At 47.1% G+C, this 16,338-nt stretch carries 17 protein-coding genes and 1 pseudogene; 11 read left to right on the forward strand and 7 right to left on the reverse strand.

What is annotated here, in order from left to right; all coding sequences use genetic code 11:
- Positions 1 to 460 precede the first annotated feature (460 nt).
- A complete protein-coding gene (locus ACLJXE_RS09025) occupies positions 461 to 652 on the reverse strand; it encodes a DUF4222 domain-containing protein (protein WP_410750690.1) in 192 nt (63 codons plus the stop codon).
- Positions 653 to 1,552: 900 nt separating this feature from the next.
- Positions 1,553 to 2,803, reverse strand: coding sequence for an NADP-dependent isocitrate dehydrogenase (gene icd, locus ACLJXE_RS09030; protein ID WP_003030769.1), 1,251 nt, complete (start codon positions 2,801 to 2,803; stop codon positions 1,553 to 1,555).
- Between the two features lie 202 nt (positions 2,804 to 3,005).
- On the opposite strand from icd, the gene rluE reads away from it, so the two are divergent.
- From rluE to ACLJXE_RS09060, 6 genes are all read left to right on the forward strand, one after another.
- A complete protein-coding gene (rluE, locus tag ACLJXE_RS09035) occupies positions 3,006 to 3,629 on the forward strand; it encodes a 23S rRNA pseudouridine(2457) synthase RluE (RefSeq protein WP_410750691.1) in 624 nt (207 codons plus the stop codon).
- A gap of 9 nt (positions 3,630 to 3,638) precedes the next feature.
- The gene (locus ACLJXE_RS09040; protein ID WP_410750692.1) at positions 3,639 to 4,100 is read left to right on the forward strand and encodes an NUDIX hydrolase; all 462 of its coding nucleotides are present in this window, start codon (positions 3,639 to 3,641) and stop codon (positions 4,098 to 4,100) included.
- 53 nt (positions 4,101 to 4,153) lie between these two features.
- Positions 4,154 to 5,260 (forward strand): tRNA 2-thiouridine(34) synthase MnmA, encoded by a 1,107-nt coding sequence (gene mnmA, locus ACLJXE_RS09045; RefSeq protein ID WP_410750693.1) that lies wholly within the window; start codon positions 4,154 to 4,156, stop codon positions 5,258 to 5,260.
- A gap of 34 nt (positions 5,261 to 5,294) precedes the next feature.
- On the forward strand, positions 5,295 to 5,936 hold the full coding sequence (hflD, locus tag ACLJXE_RS09050) for a high frequency lysogenization protein HflD (protein ID WP_005120991.1): 642 nt from the start codon (positions 5,295 to 5,297) through the stop codon (positions 5,934 to 5,936).
- Positions 5,937 to 5,939: 3 nt separating this feature from the next.
- Entirely contained in the window at positions 5,940 to 7,310 is a 1,371-nt protein-coding gene (gene purB, locus ACLJXE_RS09055; protein ID WP_286628732.1) for an adenylosuccinate lyase, read from the forward strand.
- 498 nt (positions 7,311 to 7,808) lie between these two features.
- A complete protein-coding gene (locus ACLJXE_RS09060) occupies positions 7,809 to 8,669 on the forward strand; it encodes a helix-turn-helix transcriptional regulator (protein WP_410750694.1) in 861 nt (286 codons plus the stop codon).
- On the opposite strand, the gene ACLJXE_RS09065 is transcribed toward ACLJXE_RS09060, so the two are convergent.
- A complete protein-coding gene (locus ACLJXE_RS09065; protein ID WP_410750695.1) occupies positions 8,648 to 9,199 on the reverse strand; it encodes a tyrosine-type recombinase/integrase in 552 nt (183 codons plus the stop codon). The two genes, ACLJXE_RS09060 and ACLJXE_RS09065, sit on opposite strands and share 22 nt — an antisense overlap.
- Before the next feature lie 107 nt (positions 9,200 to 9,306).
- Positions 9,307 to 9,507: a hypothetical protein gene (locus ACLJXE_RS09070; protein ID WP_410750696.1), complete on the reverse strand. Its 201-nt coding sequence runs from the start codon at positions 9,505 to 9,507 to the stop codon at positions 9,307 to 9,309.
- A gap of 940 nt (positions 9,508 to 10,447) precedes the next feature.
- Here ACLJXE_RS09070 and ACLJXE_RS09075 point away from each other — a divergent pair.
- Positions 10,448 to 11,533, forward strand: coding sequence for an FUSC family protein (locus ACLJXE_RS09075; protein WP_410750697.1), 1,086 nt, complete (start codon positions 10,448 to 10,450; stop codon positions 11,531 to 11,533).
- Between the two features lie 464 nt (positions 11,534 to 11,997).
- Here ACLJXE_RS09075 and ACLJXE_RS09080 read toward each other — a convergent pair whose 3' ends face one another.
- The 3 genes and pseudogenes from ACLJXE_RS09080 to ACLJXE_RS09090 form a co-directional block, all read right to left on the reverse strand.
- Positions 11,998 to 12,225, reverse strand: a complete 228-nt coding sequence (locus tag ACLJXE_RS09080) for a DinI-like family protein (protein WP_410750728.1) — start codon at positions 12,223 to 12,225, stop codon at positions 11,998 to 12,000.
- Between the two features lie 123 nt (positions 12,226 to 12,348).
- Positions 12,349 to 12,801: an NUDIX hydrolase gene (locus ACLJXE_RS09085; RefSeq protein ID WP_410750698.1), complete on the reverse strand. Its 453-nt coding sequence runs from the start codon at positions 12,799 to 12,801 to the stop codon at positions 12,349 to 12,351.
- Between the two features lie 213 nt (positions 12,802 to 13,014).
- Positions 13,015 to 13,319: pseudogene (locus ACLJXE_RS09090) on the reverse strand (arsenical resistance protein ArsH); the annotation flags it as partial.
- A 69-nt stretch (positions 13,320 to 13,388) separates the two neighbouring features.
- Between ACLJXE_RS09090 and ACLJXE_RS09095 the strand changes: the two are divergent.
- The 4 genes from ACLJXE_RS09095 (at position 13,389) to ACLJXE_RS09110 (ending at position 16,320) form a co-directional block, all read left to right on the forward strand.
- Positions 13,389 to 13,709 (forward strand): transcriptional regulator, encoded by a 321-nt coding sequence (locus tag ACLJXE_RS09095; protein WP_410750699.1) that lies wholly within the window; start codon positions 13,389 to 13,391, stop codon positions 13,707 to 13,709.
- 46 nt (positions 13,710 to 13,755) lie between these two features.
- Positions 13,756 to 15,045, forward strand: coding sequence for an arsenic transporter (locus tag ACLJXE_RS09100; protein WP_410750700.1), 1,290 nt, complete (start codon positions 13,756 to 13,758; stop codon positions 15,043 to 15,045).
- Between the two features lie 12 nt (positions 15,046 to 15,057).
- Positions 15,058 to 15,483 carry a glutaredoxin-dependent arsenate reductase gene (gene arsC / locus ACLJXE_RS09105; protein ID WP_286628721.1) on the forward strand — a complete coding sequence of 142 codons (426 nt, stop codon included), beginning with the start codon at positions 15,058 to 15,060 and terminating at the stop codon, positions 15,481 to 15,483.
- Positions 15,484 to 15,717: 234 nt separating this feature from the next.
- A complete protein-coding gene (locus ACLJXE_RS09110; RefSeq protein WP_286628720.1) occupies positions 15,718 to 16,320 on the forward strand; it encodes a hypothetical protein in 603 nt (200 codons plus the stop codon).
- Positions 16,321 to 16,338 lie beyond the last annotated feature (18 nt).

A 16,338-nucleotide genomic window follows, 5' to 3' on the forward strand; every position in this document is an offset into this window, starting at 1 on the left:
ATGGCGGGCTCTGACAAACATACGCTACATTAATATCTCCATAATAAATTCGGATGGGCCATCCCCGAAGTATTTCCCTATGCTCGCCTCAACCACTCTTTCGGAAATGGCCCATTCGAATTCTATCCAAGTAAGTTCAGCTACAAGATATGGCTTACCCATCTTTGAAATTAAGTTTACTCTCAGAATAAGAAAGAAAGAGTTATTATCAATATTCCAGAAATAATCGTTACATCAGCTATCAACATTTTCGAGTATTTATCTGCCAGATGTGCAACAAAGAAGCAAAACATCCCGCTTAATACAAACCCTATCCCCATAGATTTTCTCCTTATCCACTGATGCAGCAAAACATGACAACTGTTAGCAACACTTCCGATCTTTGGGTGTTGGATGCAGCCCTGAATAACCACCACTCTATTACATAAAAACAAATTAAATATCGTTCATCGCTTGCTAATCAAGCAGAGCATCTTTCAGAAATCTTCTTAAATTTCGCAAGAAAGTTGTACATTGGTCTCATACAGGGATGAGGGTATCCCTCACGCATGAAAACAACGCGCCTCTCATCAACACTGATTATTGTTACCTGTGTGCCACGGTCGTCTTTATAACGTTGCTGAGGGCTCGGAAAATCGTTCGAGTTAAGCATACAACACAATTTACATTTAAAAAAAACCACCTCACAGGAGGTGGAGGTCAACGCATGAAAAATATTTCATTATTATTGGTCGTATCGCCTACCACATGTGATAAGCGTTACAGGGTTGAGGTGTCGGGTGCCGCCCGAAACATATTACCTGCCTCAAGATCTAATATGTCAATGGCCTTCGGCTGAAGCTGTCCCGGCCATCCCGCACTTGGGAACACCTCAAAATTATGCCGCACCTGGTGCCGACTACCGGAATCGAACGGCTGACCCACTGATTATAAGTCAATCATTCTAGCCACTGAGCTCAGTCGGCATTAATTGGTTCCTCAGGACCAGGCTTGACCAAGCAATAAAAGTCATCCCCTTTGTAACCGGAAGGCATAATAACGGAGAAAAAATTCACTCCCATAAAAAAAATCCGAAAATTCTTAAAGATAAGTAAAGATATGTTTTGTTTTTTCTTAATTTAAGCTCCAAACAAAAACCAAAAAAATTAATTAAAAAATTGATTTAATTTCATTAACAGTTTTCCTAAATCCATATACAAATGTATACTTATTAATCGGAAAGATTTGTAATATCCGCTCCCGGCTGTTAGTTCAATGGGTCGATGCACTCTATCCTTAAACAAGAAGGGCGTTACCCTGAAACGAAGATCGCCGATCTTACAGCCTTTAAAGACAATCAATTACCAAAAGGCGTGAAGACAGAACAACCGTGATAAATATATTCGCACCTCCGATAACTAATTGTATTATTTCAGACAGTGCGTTTCCCATTCTTTTATAGCAAACGTATCTACCAGGGGATTTTGATAACTTATTTTGATAACCGTTAGCAGCCTGACAAAAAACAACGGGAGCGTTACGCTCCCGTTAATAAATTTAACAAATTACGGCATTACATGTTTTCGATGATCGCGTCACCAAACTCTGAACATTTCAGCAGCTTAGCGCCGTCCATCAGACGTTCGAAGTCATAGGTTACGGTTTTCGCGTTAATCGCGCCTTCCATACCTTTAACGATCAGGTCAGCCGCTTCTACCCAACCCATGTGGCGCAGCATCATTTCTGCAGACAGGATGATGGAACCTGGGTTCACTTTATCCTGACCCGCGTACTTCGGTGCAGTACCGTGGGTTGCTTCGAACAGTGCACATTCGTCACCAATGTTGGCTCCCGGTGCGATACCAATCCCGCCAACCTGTGCTGCCAGCGCATCAGAGATATAGTCGCCGTTCAGGTTCATACAGGCGATAACGTCGTACTCTGCCGGGCGCAGCAGGATCTGTTGCAGGAACGCATCGGCGATAACGTCCTTAACCACGATCTCTTTACCGGTTTTCGGGTTCTTGATTTTAACCCACGGACCGCCATCGATCAGTTCACCACCGAATTCTTCACGCGCCAACTGGTAACCCCAGTCTTTGAATGCACCTTCGGTGAATTTCATAATGTTACCTTTATGAACCAGGGTAACAGAATCACGATCGTTAGCGATGGCGTACTCAATCGCTGCACGAACCAGACGCTTGGTCCCTTCTTCGGAGCATGGCTTGATACCGATACCGCAATGTTCCGGGAAGCGGATTTTCTTCACGCCCATCTCTTCGCGCAGGAATTTAATCACTTTCTCAGCATCAGCGGAGTCAGCTTTCCACTCAATACCCGCATAGATGTCTTCTGAGTTTTCACGGAAAATGACCATATCGGTCAGTTCAGGATGTTTAACCGGGCTTGGGGTGCCCTGGTAGTAACGAACCGGGCGCAGACACACGTACAGGTCAAGTTCCTGACGCAGTGCAACGTTCAGAGAGCGAATACCGCCGCCAACTGGGGTGGTCAGTGGGCCTTTGATGGCAACACGATACTCACGAATAAGATCCAGGGTTTCAGCAGGCAGCCAGACATCCTGGCCATAAACCTGAGTGGATTTCTCACCGGTGTAGATTTCCATCCAGGAGATTTTACGCTCGCCTTTATAGGCTTTCTCGACAGCAGCATCGACAACTTTGATCATCGGTGGGGTTACATCAACGCCGATACCGTCGCCTTCAATGAACGGGATAATCGGATTTTCAGGAACGTTGAGTTTGCCGTTTTGCAGGGTGATCTTCTTACCTTCCGCCGGAACAACTACTTTGCTTTCCATTCACCTCTCCTTCGAGCGCTTCTGGTTCTGCTCGTCTGTCATCACGCTGCATGTGCATTTGCGTCCTGCTACACGGATGCGTTAGAGCAACTTTTTGTTAATGATTTGTAATGAGCGTGTCAATACTACCCTATTGTTCGTCGCCATGAAAGACACTCGTTCTTAGGCTATAATGCGGCAATTGATATAATCTGAAAATACCATGCAAAAAACTTCTTTTAGAAATCACCGGGTTGAGCGATTCAGCTCAAGACAAGTCACTAAACAGCGTAAAGAAAACCAGCCAAAACGGGTGGTTTTGTTCAATAAACCATACGATGTTTTGCCACAATTTACTGACGAAGCAGGACGCAAAACGTTAAAAGATTTTATTCCTGTTCAGGGTGTCTATGCTGCTGGTCGTCTTGACCGCGACAGCGAAGGACTTCTGGTGCTGACCAACGACGGCGCGCTGCAGGCCCGGTTGACACAACCCGGTAAACGTACGGGGAAAATCTATTATGTCCAGGTGGAAGGTGAGCCAACATCCGAAGCGCTGAACGCTCTGCGCACCGGCGTAACGCTGAACGATGGCCCCACACTGCCAGCAGGTATTGAATTGGTGGCAGAGCCAGAATGGTTGTGGCCGCGAACCCCGCCCATTCGCGAGCGGAAAAATATCCCTACCACCTGGTTAAAAGTGACCTTATATGAAGGCCGTAATCGTCAGGTACGTCGCATGACTGCACACGTCGGCTTTCCTACACTGCGGTTAATTCGTTATGCGATGGGGAATTACACGCTGGATAATCTCGCTAATGGTCAATGGCGGGATGCAACTGTATAAGGAACAGGTATGTTTAAACCGCACGTCACCGTTGCCTGCATTGTGCATGCAGAAGATAAGTTTTTAGTCGTTGAGGAAACCATCAACGGCAAAGCTTTGTGGAATCAACCCGCCGGGCACCTGGAAGCCGATGAAACACTGATACAAGCCGCTGCACGCGAACTGTGGGAAGAAACCGGGATAAAAGCGCAACCACAACACTTTATCCGAATGCATCAATGGATTGCCCCAGACAGAACACCCTTTTTACGCTTTCTGTTTTCTATTGAGCTTGCCAATATGTGCGTTACTGAACCTCATGACAGCGATATCGATTGCTGCCATTGGGTCAGCGCCGAAGAGATTTTACAGGCGTCAAATCTGCGCTCACCGCTGGTGGCGGAAAGTATTCGTTGTTATCAAAGCGGACAGCGTTATCCTCTCGCAATGATTGGCGAATTTAACTGGCCGTTTACAGAGGGTGTCAAGTAAAGGGCTGCGTGCTAGAATATGCCGCCTTGAAGTTCAATGTCGTGAGTATTCCTATGTCTGAAAGCCAAAAAAAAGTAATCGTCGGCATGTCCGGCGGTGTCGATTCCTCCGTTTCTGCCTGGCTGTTGCAACAACAGGGTTATCAGGTAGAAGGCCTGTTCATGAAGAACTGGGAAGAGGACGATGGTGAGGAATACTGCACAGCGGCCGCCGATCTTGCGGATGCGCAGGCCGTCTGCGACAAACTCGGCATTGAACTGCATACCGTTAACTTTGCTGCAGAATACTGGGACAACGTCTTTGAATTGTTCCTTGAAGAGTACAAAGCGGGTCGAACGCCGAACCCGGATATTCTGTGCAATAAAGAAATCAAGTTTAAAGCCTTCCTCGAATTTGCCGCTGAAGATTTAGGTGCCGATTACATTGCTACTGGCCACTACGTGCGTCGCGCGGACGTGGACGGCAAAAGCCGCCTGCTGCGGGGACTCGATGGTAACAAGGACCAGAGCTACTTCCTCTATACCCTCGGCCATGAGCAGATCGCACAAAGTCTGTTCCCGGTAGGTGAACTGGAAAAACCACAGGTACGCAAAATTGCCGAAGATCTGGGTCTGGTTACTGCGAAGAAAAAAGACTCCACCGGTATTTGCTTTATCGGCGAGCGCAAATTCCGCGAGTTCCTCGGTCGTTACCTTCCGGCACAACCAGGCAAGATCATTACCGTTGATGGTGAAGAAATTGGCCAGCATCAGGGGCTGATGTATCACACCCTGGGTCAGCGTAAAGGTCTGGGTATTGGTGGAACAAAAGAAGGTACTGAAGATCCATGGTATGTCGTGGATAAAGACGTTGAGAACAATATTCTGGTTGTGGCTCAGGGTCATGAACACCCGCGCCTGATGTCCGTTGGCCTGATTGCACAGCAATTACATTGGGTCGACCGTCAACCGTTCACCGGCACCATGCGCTGCACAGTGAAAACCCGCTATCGTCAAACCGACATTCCGTGCACCGTTAACGCACTGGATGCTGAGCGTATTGAAGTGATTTTTGACGAACCCGTCGCGGCGGTAACACCGGGTCAGTCGGCGGTCTTTTACAACGGTGAAGTGTGCCTCGGCGGCGGCATTATTGAGCAGCGTCTGCCTCTGCCGGTATAATTATTTACACATTTGATACAAGGAAGCAGTGAACGTGGCAAAGAATTATTATGACATCACCCTCGCCCTGGCAGGTATTTGCCAGTCGGCACGCCTGGTACAAGAACTGGCGCACCAGGGGCATTGTGATGCCGATGCACTACACGTTTCACTGAACAGTGTCATCGATATGAATCCCAGCTCTACGCTGGGCGTGTTCGGCGGCAGTGAAGCCAACCTGCGCCTTGGCCTTGAAACATTGCTCGGCGTGCTTAATGCCAGCAGTCGTCAGGGACTGAATGCAGAACTCACCCGCTACACGTTAAGCCTGATGGTGTTGGAGCGTAAGCTATCAGCAGCCAAAGGCGCTATGGACACGCTGGGAGACCGTATCAACGGCTTGCAGCGCCAGTTGGACCATTTTGATTTGCAGTCAGAAACGTTGATGAGTGCGATGGCTGGTATCTATGTTGACGTCATCAGCCCACTCGGCCCACGTATTCAGGTTACGGGTTCTCCGGCCATTCTCCAGAGCCCGCAGGTTCAGGCGAAGGTTCGCGCTTCGCTTCTGGCTGGCATTCGCGCTGCCGTGCTCTGGCATCAGGTTGGTGGAGGCCGTCTGCAACTCATGTTTTCTCGTAATCGCCTGACGACTCAGGCAAAACAAATTCTTGCTCATTTAACCCCGGAGTTGTGATCTATGGAATTATCCTCACTGACCGCCGTTTCCCCTGTCGATGGACGCTACGGCGATAAAGTCAGCGCGCTGCGCGGGATTTTCAGCGAATATGGTTTGCTGAAATTCCGTGTACAGGTTGAAGTACGCTGGCTGCAAAAACTGGCCGCGCACGCAGCGATCAAGGAAGTTCCTGCTTTTGCTGCCGACGCAATCGGTTTCCTTGATGCGATCGTCGCTAACTTCAATGAAGAAGATGCTGCACGTATCAAAACCATCGAGCGTACGACCAATCATGATGTGAAGGCAGTGGAGTATTTCCTGAAAGAGAAAGTGGCGGATATCCCGGAGCTGCATGACGTTGCCGAGTTTATCCACTTCGCTTGCACCTCTGAAGACATCAACAACCTGTCTCATGCGCTGATGCTGAAAACTGCGCGTGATGAAGTGATCCTGCCTTACTGGCGCCAACTGATCGATGCGGTGAAAGACTTGTCCGTGCAGTATCGCGACATTCCACTGCTCTCCCGTACCCACGGTCAGCCGGCCACCCCATCAACACTGGGCAAAGAAATGGCCAACGTGGCTTACCGTATGGAGCGCCAGTATCGCCAGCTAAATCAGGTCGAAATTCTCGGTAAAATCAACGGTGCCGTCGGTAACTATAATGCCCACATCGCCGCTTACCCGGAAGTTGACTGGCATCAGTTCAGTGAAGAATTTGTCACGTCTCTGGGCATTCAGTGGAACCCGTACACCACACAGATTGAACCGCACGACTACATTGCTGAACTGTTTGATTGTATTGCCCGTTTTAACACTATCCTTATCGATTTCGACCGTGATGTCTGGGGTTATGTCGCGCTGAATCACTTCAAACAGAAAACCATCGCCGGCGAGATTGGTTCTTCCACCATGCCGCATAAGGTTAATCCGATCGACTTCGAAAACTCCGAAGGTAATCTGGGCCTGTCCAATGCGGTTCTGCAGCACCTGGCAAGCAAACTGCCGGTTTCACGCTGGCAGCGTGACCTGACAGATTCTACCGTACTGCGTAACCTGGGTGTGGGTATCGGCTATGCGCTGATCGCCTATCAGTCTACGTTGAAGGGGGTAAGCAAACTGGAAGTCAACCGCGATCACCTGCTGGACGAACTGGATCATAACTGGGAAGTGCTGGCTGAGCCGATTCAAACCGTGATGCGTCGTTATGGCATTGAGAAACCATACGAGAAGCTGAAAGAACTGACCCGTGGCAAGCGTGTTGATGCTGAAGGCATGAAGCAGTTTATCGACGGTCTGGCCCTGCCGGAGGAAGAGAAAATCCGCCTGAAAGCGATGACACCGGCCAACTATATTGGCCGCGCCATCACCATGGTTGATGAACTGAAATAATCAGGACAGGTGCCGGATAGCGATTTCGCCTCATCCGGCCCACTGCTGATACCATTCCCTGGCCGGATACGCGCGAACGTTATCCGGCTTGTTAGTTTTATCGCCCCAAGTCATGCCCCTGACGGATGATCCCACAAAAATCACAACGCCTAAACATCACTGATGACTCATGACAGGTCAGATCCACCACAGTGACACTTTGTTTTCCGGGGAGGCGTCTCTCAGGCATACCCGCCACCTGAATATCTCTCCGTCAGAAGTATGAAATACGAAGCACTGACATCTCTCCATTCCAGTAATAACAACAGACATCTGTTGCCGTACGTGTCGGCTTATCAGTACCGGGTAACGCGCAAATTCCGGTTTGATGAAACAGAGCAATGGAGGATGGCACGATAAAAAACACTGGTGGGGCGAAACGTGCTAACGTCGGGGAACACAGTGAAATTCGACTGTTCTTAACACTCAGCCCCTGCTGTGCCGAAAAAGAGAGAAGAGATGGACTTAATTCAGCAACTGGTGATTATCATCGAAGACAATCTGAACAGCGCCTTGCCGGTAAAAAAGCTTGCAGAACGTTCCGGCTATTCAGAACGCTGGCTGTACAGTCTGTTTCTGAAAGAGACCGGGATGAGTGTGGCACAGTATATTCGTCGCAGAAAGCTGACACTTTCGGCCTTACTGTTGCGTCATACCAGCATTCTGGCAACCGACATATCACTGATGTATGACTTCAGCTCCCTTCAGACATTCTCCCGTTCTTTCAGACAACAGTTTACACTCTCCCCTATACGATACCGGAACGCAAAGGCATGGGATATGCAGTACGCCCAGCCTGCCCTCTACAGAACGACAAAGGGTACTGAATTTAACTTAATGGAGATCGTAGAAAGAAATCTCCCCCCGGCTCTCCGGAATAAAAAACGCATTCGACTGGGAATGGACTTCATACATACAACAAAAGAGGGTCGCCTTGTTTATAACAGGAATCTTTTTCAGTCCATGATGTCAATTTACGAACCAACTTATAACATGTCACACTTTATGATTTCTGGAGAAATGGTTCCCGCTGAAGACACTGATTCAGAAATCATTTACACTTTAACAAAAATAGGCAAATCCACCCAGCCAGAAAAAATCCTACCAGGTGGCTTATACGTCAGCCAGAAATTCAAAGGAACATTCGAACATATTTTTGAGTTCCAGATGTACGATGCGATGGGGGCACTATGCGATAATAAATGCATTTTAAAAAAGGGCCCTATGTATACTTTATTCCACAGAACTGATAATAAAGATATTATGAACGTGCAGTTCCTTATTCCCTGCCTGAAGACTTATCCTTGCCAGGCCCGCTGAAAGCGCCGGGGATTACTGGCTGTATACAATACAGTATGATGAATATTCCTGTGCCCAAGATAGTCCTGGATAAGCCGCGTATCCAGTCCCTGGTTTGCAAGAGCATAACCACAAGCGTGACGTAGCATATGCGGATGAACTTTAACTTTCAGACCCGCGCGCTGACTGTATCGAGCACATAATTTATACACCCACTGCCTGGACATTTTTTTCCCGTGAGTTGACAGAAAAAGATAATCCTCTTGATTACCTTTAGCGTAAGTTTTCCTGACCTGAATCCAGCGTTGCAATAATTCTATGGTTTCTGGCTGCAATGGATGAGATGTTGACAACCCATTTTTTAGCCGCCGGATGAAAACAATTTTTTCGGTCATATCAAGATCGCTCAGCCTCAGGTCTAATAGCTCGCTGACGCGCAATCCATGGATATATGTCATCTGTAACAAGGCTTTATCGCGGATTTCATTTCGCGTACCATTTATAGCTTTAAAAAAAACCTCCCATTCGCCTCGGGTAATATATTTGCGCATAATTCCTCCCATCAGATTTATAAGCAAAATTATACTGTTAGCAGAAAAAATGACTTATCAATTTCGGAAGTCAGGTTATGTTAAAGTAGGGATGTCGCGTAATTGATTCACACGTCAGCCAACTGGATATTCAGCAATGCATTAACATCTATAAATAATGCCACCTCCGATTTCACCTGCCTCTGCTGTTCGTGAATTCTGAAGCCGAGCATCCTCATCGCCTGCATCATCGCCGCCGTTTGGCAGGCACGAATGATGATTGTCGTCTGTACTGGTAGATTGAGCAGTTCATAAAGTACTTCTGCCATTAATCTCACCATAATAATGCAAAATTCCCATTACTGGTGCAAATGCACCGCCATCGCGCCTGGCAGAAACATTATGAAATAATAAAATAGTCAGTGACTATGATTTTTTGTTTGTTGTTGACATTTAAATCTGCCATTAATTAATGACCAACTCTGTGGAGAATATTAATGCTTAAACTTTTCCATTATCACTCTCAATATTGGATATTTCTGGCTATTGCACTATCTCTTTATACAGTTGCATTTCGATGATACACATCGTTTAGTTGCATACTTTTTTTCTAATATAAGTTTATTTTATATGATGAGCTTTGGTTCAAACCTTAGCTCATAAAAAACATACAGCGATAAGAATATCAGACATTCTAATACTCATACCCTTCGTCTCATAACTGCCTGCGTAATATTATGTTTTATAAGCCTTAAATCAATTTCGACTACATACCCAGAGAATGAAGCAACCCAAAGATTAATGCCACTGACCAAAACAGTGCGACCGTTGACGCTGTAGTCATCAGAGCTGCAATTTTGTATTTGCTCATCATGCATTTTACCCAGATACTGTTGCCGATTTAAAATCGTCCAGAAACACCATCAAACCAGATTGATCTGATCGAAGAAGTCACTCATCTAAATCATGTTAACCATTTCCCAGAAACCACACAACTCTTTAATAATCATTAAAGTCAACAAGTTGAATTTATGCCAGATTATCATTCAATCTGTTCTCCACTACTTATACTCATAATAACAACCCAAAATATAAAATGAACATTACAGATCACTCCCTTCTTTATCGCTCAATTAGCAAATAATTAACAATAGTAAAGTCTTAATAGCACGCACCGGTTTTATAATTTAAAAAAGTAAGACTCCTTGTTTTTTTCAGTGTATATCTGAATATTCTTTATCGTTTGCTCTTTGTTAAAGATTTTACACAATGAAAAAGAACATTTTTTCCGTTAAACGGAACAAACCGATAAGTCCATTAGAACTTAAAATCTACCGCAACTACCGTATAGTGCATGGGATTCGAATTGCTGTAGCGTTCGTTATTACGTTCTTATTGATAAGAATGTTGAGTTTACCAGACCACTCGTGGCCCCTGATTACACTCGTTGTCGTCATGGGACCTGTAAGCTACATGGGTAACGTTATCCCCAGAGCACTTGAGCGAATGGCAGGAACTGTAGGTGGTGCAATTCTGGGGATCATTGCATTACACATTGAAATGTACTCTCTTACCCTGATGATGCTCTGGTGCGGATGCGCTGCTTTCCTTTGCGGATATCTGGCCATGAGTAAACGCCCGTATGCTGCATTACTTGTTGGGATAACGCTTGCCGTAGTCAGCAGCGCTCCTGCCGGGGACTTACAGACAGCATTATGGCGAAGCACCAATATTATTTTGGGATGTATTCTGGCTATGCTGTTTACCAGTATTTATCCCCAAAGAGCATTCATTAACTGGCGTATCCAACTTGCTGACTTTCTGGCTGATTACTTAAAAATCACTTCAGCCGGGGTCTCACGAAACGTTCTGAACCAGCCCAGAATAACCGGGCTTCAAACGCGAGCGTTGACTAATGTAGTCAAAATGCGTGGTCTGATTACACCAGTGAATAAAGAAACAAAGATTGCAAAGAGTCTGCTTGAGGATATTCAGTCAATAACCCGAGATATGATAGCTGCCCAAAAATTTCAGATAAATGCCCACTGGGCGTCGCGCAGCAGCCGGTTTCTGATATTGAACTCTCATACACTTTCCGACATGGAACAAATGACCCGCAATACTCTCAGTACGCTGGCTCACGCGCTGCATGAAGGCAACCCGTCTCCAATAGCATCAAACAGCGAACGTCTTAATGAAATCACACAAGAGTTGCATGGCCTTTTACTCGCGAATGAAAGTGATGAAGTAATGGAAAGTGCCGTTCATGGATATGTCTGGTTAAGCATCCAGCTTGCAATCCAGCTTGAAACACTTTCAACCTTGATAACTAAAGCTCTCACAGAAAATAATTGATTTTATTGTTAATTATATAATAAAAGCCCATAACCGGAAGGCACCGACAAATGCAGGGATCCCAAACGGTAAAGTGCGGGTTACCATAATCCAATGCCATTCAGAAAAACAACCAGGGAAACAATAATTATTGCAACACCTATAGATATACCGAGTCCGATCACGCTATTTCTAAAGGATATTTTTATAACGTTATCTCCCCACACCATGATAACAGTATGACAGGTTTGAGTTCAGTTGTGGTGCCGGGTGCCTCCCGGTGAGACTGCCCCGGACAACAAGCCTCGCGTTGCATCATGCGTCAAAGGGATCTTGACCTGACCGGACGCCCCACCGCACAGGGGGATTCACCACATCAATAAGTTAACTAAGCATTATTCTCTGTGTCAATAAATGAACCGAATTAAGTCCAGGATGAAACATCCCATAGTGGCTTGATGTATCTGTCAGTATTGAGGGCAGCACTATGATTTGGGAACGGAGATAGCGTGCCAGGTGAATACCCATCGTATTGCCAGAAAGCAAAAACTCCGCCGTAGCGAGGTCGGGAATGCCTGGAGGATGAATTCGATTCTCTTTTTATCGTCCTTGTCCCTACCGAAAACACATAACCCATCCGACCCGGCGCGCCGGATTGTGAGTCTGCAATTGTCATAGTGATCATTCAGGCGTTGAAGCAGTTCTTTTTCTATGCCGAAACCGCGTCTTTAGGAAGTTCTTTCATGCGATCAATCGTTAATTAAACTTTCATACATATTTTTCAATCGCAATGGGGCTGGTTAGTGCTAAGCGGATATTCAGATCATTTCAGAATGTTAAGTGCACGGGAAGTCTTCAAGTATGTTAATTATCAAATCGAGTGGAAAGATGATTTCATTGGTCTGTCTAAGCTCTTCTAAGCTCCACCAGTAGTGATCGCGAATGACTTTTTTTTCGTTGTCACTCCAACCTGAGCGGTCAATATCTGATTTATCTGCAGTAATAATAAAGAAACGTTCTTCAGCAAGAACGTTCTCACCACTTGGCAGCATCATAGGGAAGGTTCTCAAGGCTATTTGTGGTCCCGTCGTTCTTCTTGTCACGCCCGTTTCTTCAAATAATTCACGTAGCGCCGCCTGCTCAAAAGACTCGTTGTGCTCAAGTCCTCCCCCTGGCGTTGCCCAGTATGTTTTTCCTTTTAGAGCATCATCTTTATGGCAGAACCTAAAGAGCAGAACATGATTTTCCGGTGAAAGGACTATCAATCGAGAGGCTGGACGAGTACGCATATATTCTCTCTTAAATAAAATTTAAACTCTCATTCGGATTTTCATATAAACATAGATTGCAGTCTGCGAGTACTCATTAAGAATACCTTTTCTTGCAACGTCAACTGCGTTTATCGTCCGCTCACATCGGACCGTCTTCTCAGTTAGTTCTTCCGCTTTGTGCCAGGCGGACGTTGTTAAGCTCATGAAGTATGCCCTCACGAAGAACAGAGGTTATATTTTGTCCTGATTGACGCGGGATGAAAGCTCCTGATGCTCTCTTTTCGCTCGCTGTAACGATCCGCAAGATAACCGGCTTGTCCCTTCAGCAGTAGTGTGATTTTAAACAGCTCCTCGGCTACATCGACGATGCGGTCATACCATGACGAAGGTTTCATTCGTCCGTTTTCGTCGAACTCTTGCCATGCCCTGGCTACGGAAGACTGGTTGGGGATCGTAAACATCCGCATCCAGCGGCCCAGAATACGCATCTGGTTCACGGCATTGAAGGGCTGTGAACCGCCGCAGACCTGCATTACCATTTGGTGATTTCAAACTCAATACATATGATATACCATATATGTATTCTAAAGAGAACGGAGCGAAAAATGCTACAACCGGTTCAGCTTTTCAAAATCCTGTCGGATGAAACACGGCTCGCCATCGTCATGCTTCTGCGGGAGTCCGGGGAACTGTGCGTGTGCGATATCTGTGCTGCCACCTCAGAATCACAACCGAAAATATCACGTCACATGGCCGTCCTTCGCGAGGCTAAGCTTGTGCTTGATCGTCGGGAAGGGAAATGGATCCACTATCGTCTGTCACCACATATACCGGCGTGGGCCGCTGAGACAATCACGTCGTCCTGGCTGTGCCTTCGGGAGGATGTGCGCGAATGGCTGGCAAAGTCGGCCTGCACTTCCTGCTGAAGCAGGGAAACACATTCACATAATCATATATATAATGGGATCTAAAATGTTTTTGGCAGGGAGTATATTTTTACTGACGCTGATACTGGTGATCTGGCAACCCAGAGGCCTGAGTATTGGCTGGAGTGCGAGTATCGGAGCTGCGCTGGCGCTGGGAACCGGTGTCATCCATATCGCTGATATTCCCGTTGTCTGGAATATCGTCTGGAACGCGACAGCGGCATTTATTGCGGTCATCATCATCAGCCTGCTGCTCGATGAGTCTGGATTCTTTGAATGGGCGGCATTACACGTCTCCCGCTGGGGTAACGGACGTGGCCGCCTTTTGTTTACCTGGATAGTCTTGCTTGGCGCCGCTGTTGCTGCGTTGTTTGCCAATGACGGCGCCGCGCTGATCCTGACGCCGATTGTAATTGCGATGCTGCTCGCACTGGGATTCAGTCAGGGCACGACACTGGCTTTTGTCATGGCGGCAGGATTTATTGCAGATACAGCCAGCCTGCCACTCATTGTTTCTAACCTGGTTAATATCGTCTCGGCGGACTTCTTCGGTCTGGGCTTTACGCAGTACGCCTCCATTATGGTGCCCGTGAACCTTGCAGCGATTGCGGCCACGCTGGCCATGCTGCATCTCTTTTTTCGCAGGGATATTCCGGCGACATATGACGTTTCGCTGCTAAAGACGCCAGCCAGTGCGATAAAGGATCCGGCGACCTTCAGGGCGGGCTGGATTGTACTGTTATTATTGCTGGTCGGTTTCTTTGTTCTGGAGCCGATGGGGATCCCGGTCAGTGCGATAGCAGCGGTTGGCGCAGCAGTGCTGTTTGTGGTGGCGAAAAAAGGCAATGCCATCAATACCGGGAAAGTCCTGCGCGGTGCGCCATGGCAGATCGTTATTTTCTCGCTTGGCATGTACCTGGTGGTCTACGGCCTGCGCAATGCAGGGCTCACAGAGTACCTGTCTGGCGTGTTGAATCTGCTGGCAGACAAGGGGTTATGGACAGCGGCTTTCGGCACTGGCTTCCTGACGGCATTTCTCTCATCAGTGATGAACAATATGCCAACAGTGCTGATTGGCGCGCTGTCAATTGACGGGAGTACAGCGACCGGCGTCGTCAAAGAGGCAATGATTTATGCCAACGTGATTGGCTGCGATTTAGGCCCGAAAATCACCCCGATTGGCAGTCTGGCTACCCTGCTGTGGCTGCATGTGCTTGCTCAGAAAAATATAACAATTACCTGGGGATATTACTTCCGTACCGGCATTGTCATGACTGTACCCGTGCTGTTTGTCACTCTGGCCGCGCTGGCGTGGCGGCTCTCTGTCACTTTGTAATGAGATACTGATATGAGCAACATAACCATCTATCACAACCCGGCCTGTGGCACCTCTCGCAACACGCTGGAGATGATCCGCAACAGCGGCAACGAACCGACAATAATTTATTATCTCGATACTCCCCCGACCCGTGATGAGCTTATTAAACTTATTTCAGATATGGGGATTACAGTGCGCGCCTTACTGCGTAAAAACGTTGAGCCTTATGAACACCTGGGTCTTGATGATGAGAAATTTAGTGATGAGCAGTTGATTGATTTCATGATTCAACATCCGATCCTGATTAATCGGCCGGTAGTCGTTACGCCTCTTGGCACTCGTCTTTGCCGCCCTTCAGAGAGAGTGCTGGATATTCTACCGGAAGGTCAGAAAGGAGCCTTTACCAAAGAGGATGGCGAGAAGGTCACTGACGAAACGGGGAAGCGGGTTAAGTAATCTGTCCACTTCAAGATATCGGGCGCCTGTTTACGCTATGCGGGCGTTCGCTTTTCGCTGTGAGTTCAACGGGTCGATGCAACGCTATCCTTAATCAAGGGTGGACGTTGTTTGATGATGCGATGAGCGCTCACGCCAAACGCCCCATGCTACAGCCGCCTCCCATGATATAGATATCCGTTATCGCCATTTATCGCCACCACTGAACCGACCGGGACAATTATTAACCCGGCAATGCCGAATCTGGCCAGGCAGGGCCGTGCGCCCTCAACAATCAATAAACAGATGGCAGTTTTATCAGAAATGCTTAAGCTCGCAAACCGAAGCCAGTTTATATTGCATGCTCCTTATGAAGGCGTGTCGCGACTCAAGTTATCTAAAAATGATCCCGACCCACTTTTACTTCATGAGTACCAGGCACTGATAGCCGCCCTTCCCCGTTGCCAGGCATTAATCATCATTGTTGCCGTACATACGGGGATGAGGCCTGCTCTGGATGCGCGGAAGGAACAATACGCAATCACCGGCTCGAATCCGAAGCAAGACATTCGATTTCATCATCGGGAGAACAGAAAAACTGAGCAGCAATCTCTTCGCTTCGTTTTTTCACTGAGTGCAGATTCGTCATTCATAGCGAGTCAGATGGAACATGAAGATGCGCGAATGGTGTACGAGGTTTACTCCAGGTGGACTGGCGACATGAACCAGGATCAGGTCAACATGCTGAACAATCAGATGCCAACAGCACTGCCCCCAGGACGCCCCCACGGGCGAGGGAGCATGAAAAAAGTTATTTCATTTCATAGCGCTGCTTTCAATCTACATAATCAGCGTTAAACTATTCGTACCGTGAAT

It is taken from the genome of Citrobacter sp. U14242 (genome assembly GCF_046555775.1).
GTDB lineage: Bacteria > Pseudomonadota > Gammaproteobacteria > Enterobacterales > Enterobacteriaceae > Citrobacter.

Excerpts from the sequence above, each read along its gene's own strand:
- purB (WP_286628732.1), top strand. The coding sequence starts at position 5,940 with ATGGAATTATCCTCACTGACCGCCGTTTCCCCTGTCGATGGACGCTAC.
- icd (WP_003030769.1), bottom strand. The coding sequence starts at position 2,803 with ATGGAAAGCAAAGTAGTTGTTCCGGCGGAAGGTAAGAAGATCACCCTG.
- mnmA (WP_410750693.1), top strand. The coding sequence starts at position 4,154 with ATGTCTGAAAGCCAAAAAAAAGTAATCGTCGGCATGTCCGGCGGTGTC.
- ACLJXE_RS09060 (WP_410750694.1), top strand. The coding sequence starts at position 7,809 with ATGGACTTAATTCAGCAACTGGTGATTATCATCGAAGACAATCTGAAC.
- ACLJXE_RS09095 (WP_410750699.1), top strand. The coding sequence starts at position 13,389 with ATGCTACAACCGGTTCAGCTTTTCAAAATCCTGTCGGATGAAACACGG.
- ACLJXE_RS09075 (WP_410750697.1), top strand. The coding sequence starts at position 10,448 with ATGAAAAAGAACATTTTTTCCGTTAAACGGAACAAACCGATAAGTCCA.
- ACLJXE_RS09025 (WP_410750690.1), bottom strand. The coding sequence starts at position 652 with ATGCTTAACTCGAACGATTTTCCGAGCCCTCAGCAACGTTATAAAGAC.
- ACLJXE_RS09100 (WP_410750700.1), top strand. The coding sequence starts at position 13,756 with ATGTTTTTGGCAGGGAGTATATTTTTACTGACGCTGATACTGGTGATC.
- ACLJXE_RS09040 (WP_410750692.1), top strand. The coding sequence starts at position 3,639 with ATGTTTAAACCGCACGTCACCGTTGCCTGCATTGTGCATGCAGAAGAT.
- ACLJXE_RS09070 (WP_410750696.1), bottom strand. The coding sequence starts at position 9,507 with ATGGCAGAAGTACTTTATGAACTGCTCAATCTACCAGTACAGACGACA.
- ACLJXE_RS09110 (WP_286628720.1), top strand. The coding sequence starts at position 15,718 with ATGCCGAATCTGGCCAGGCAGGGCCGTGCGCCCTCAACAATCAATAAA.
- ACLJXE_RS09065 (WP_410750695.1), bottom strand. The coding sequence starts at position 9,199 with ATGCGCAAATATATTACCCGAGGCGAATGGGAGGTTTTTTTTAAAGCT.
- arsC (WP_286628721.1), top strand. The coding sequence starts at position 15,058 with ATGAGCAACATAACCATCTATCACAACCCGGCCTGTGGCACCTCTCGC.
- rluE (WP_410750691.1), top strand. The coding sequence starts at position 3,006 with ATGCAAAAAACTTCTTTTAGAAATCACCGGGTTGAGCGATTCAGCTCA.
- ACLJXE_RS09085 (WP_410750698.1), bottom strand. The coding sequence starts at position 12,801 with ATGCGTACTCGTCCAGCCTCTCGATTGATAGTCCTTTCACCGGAAAAT.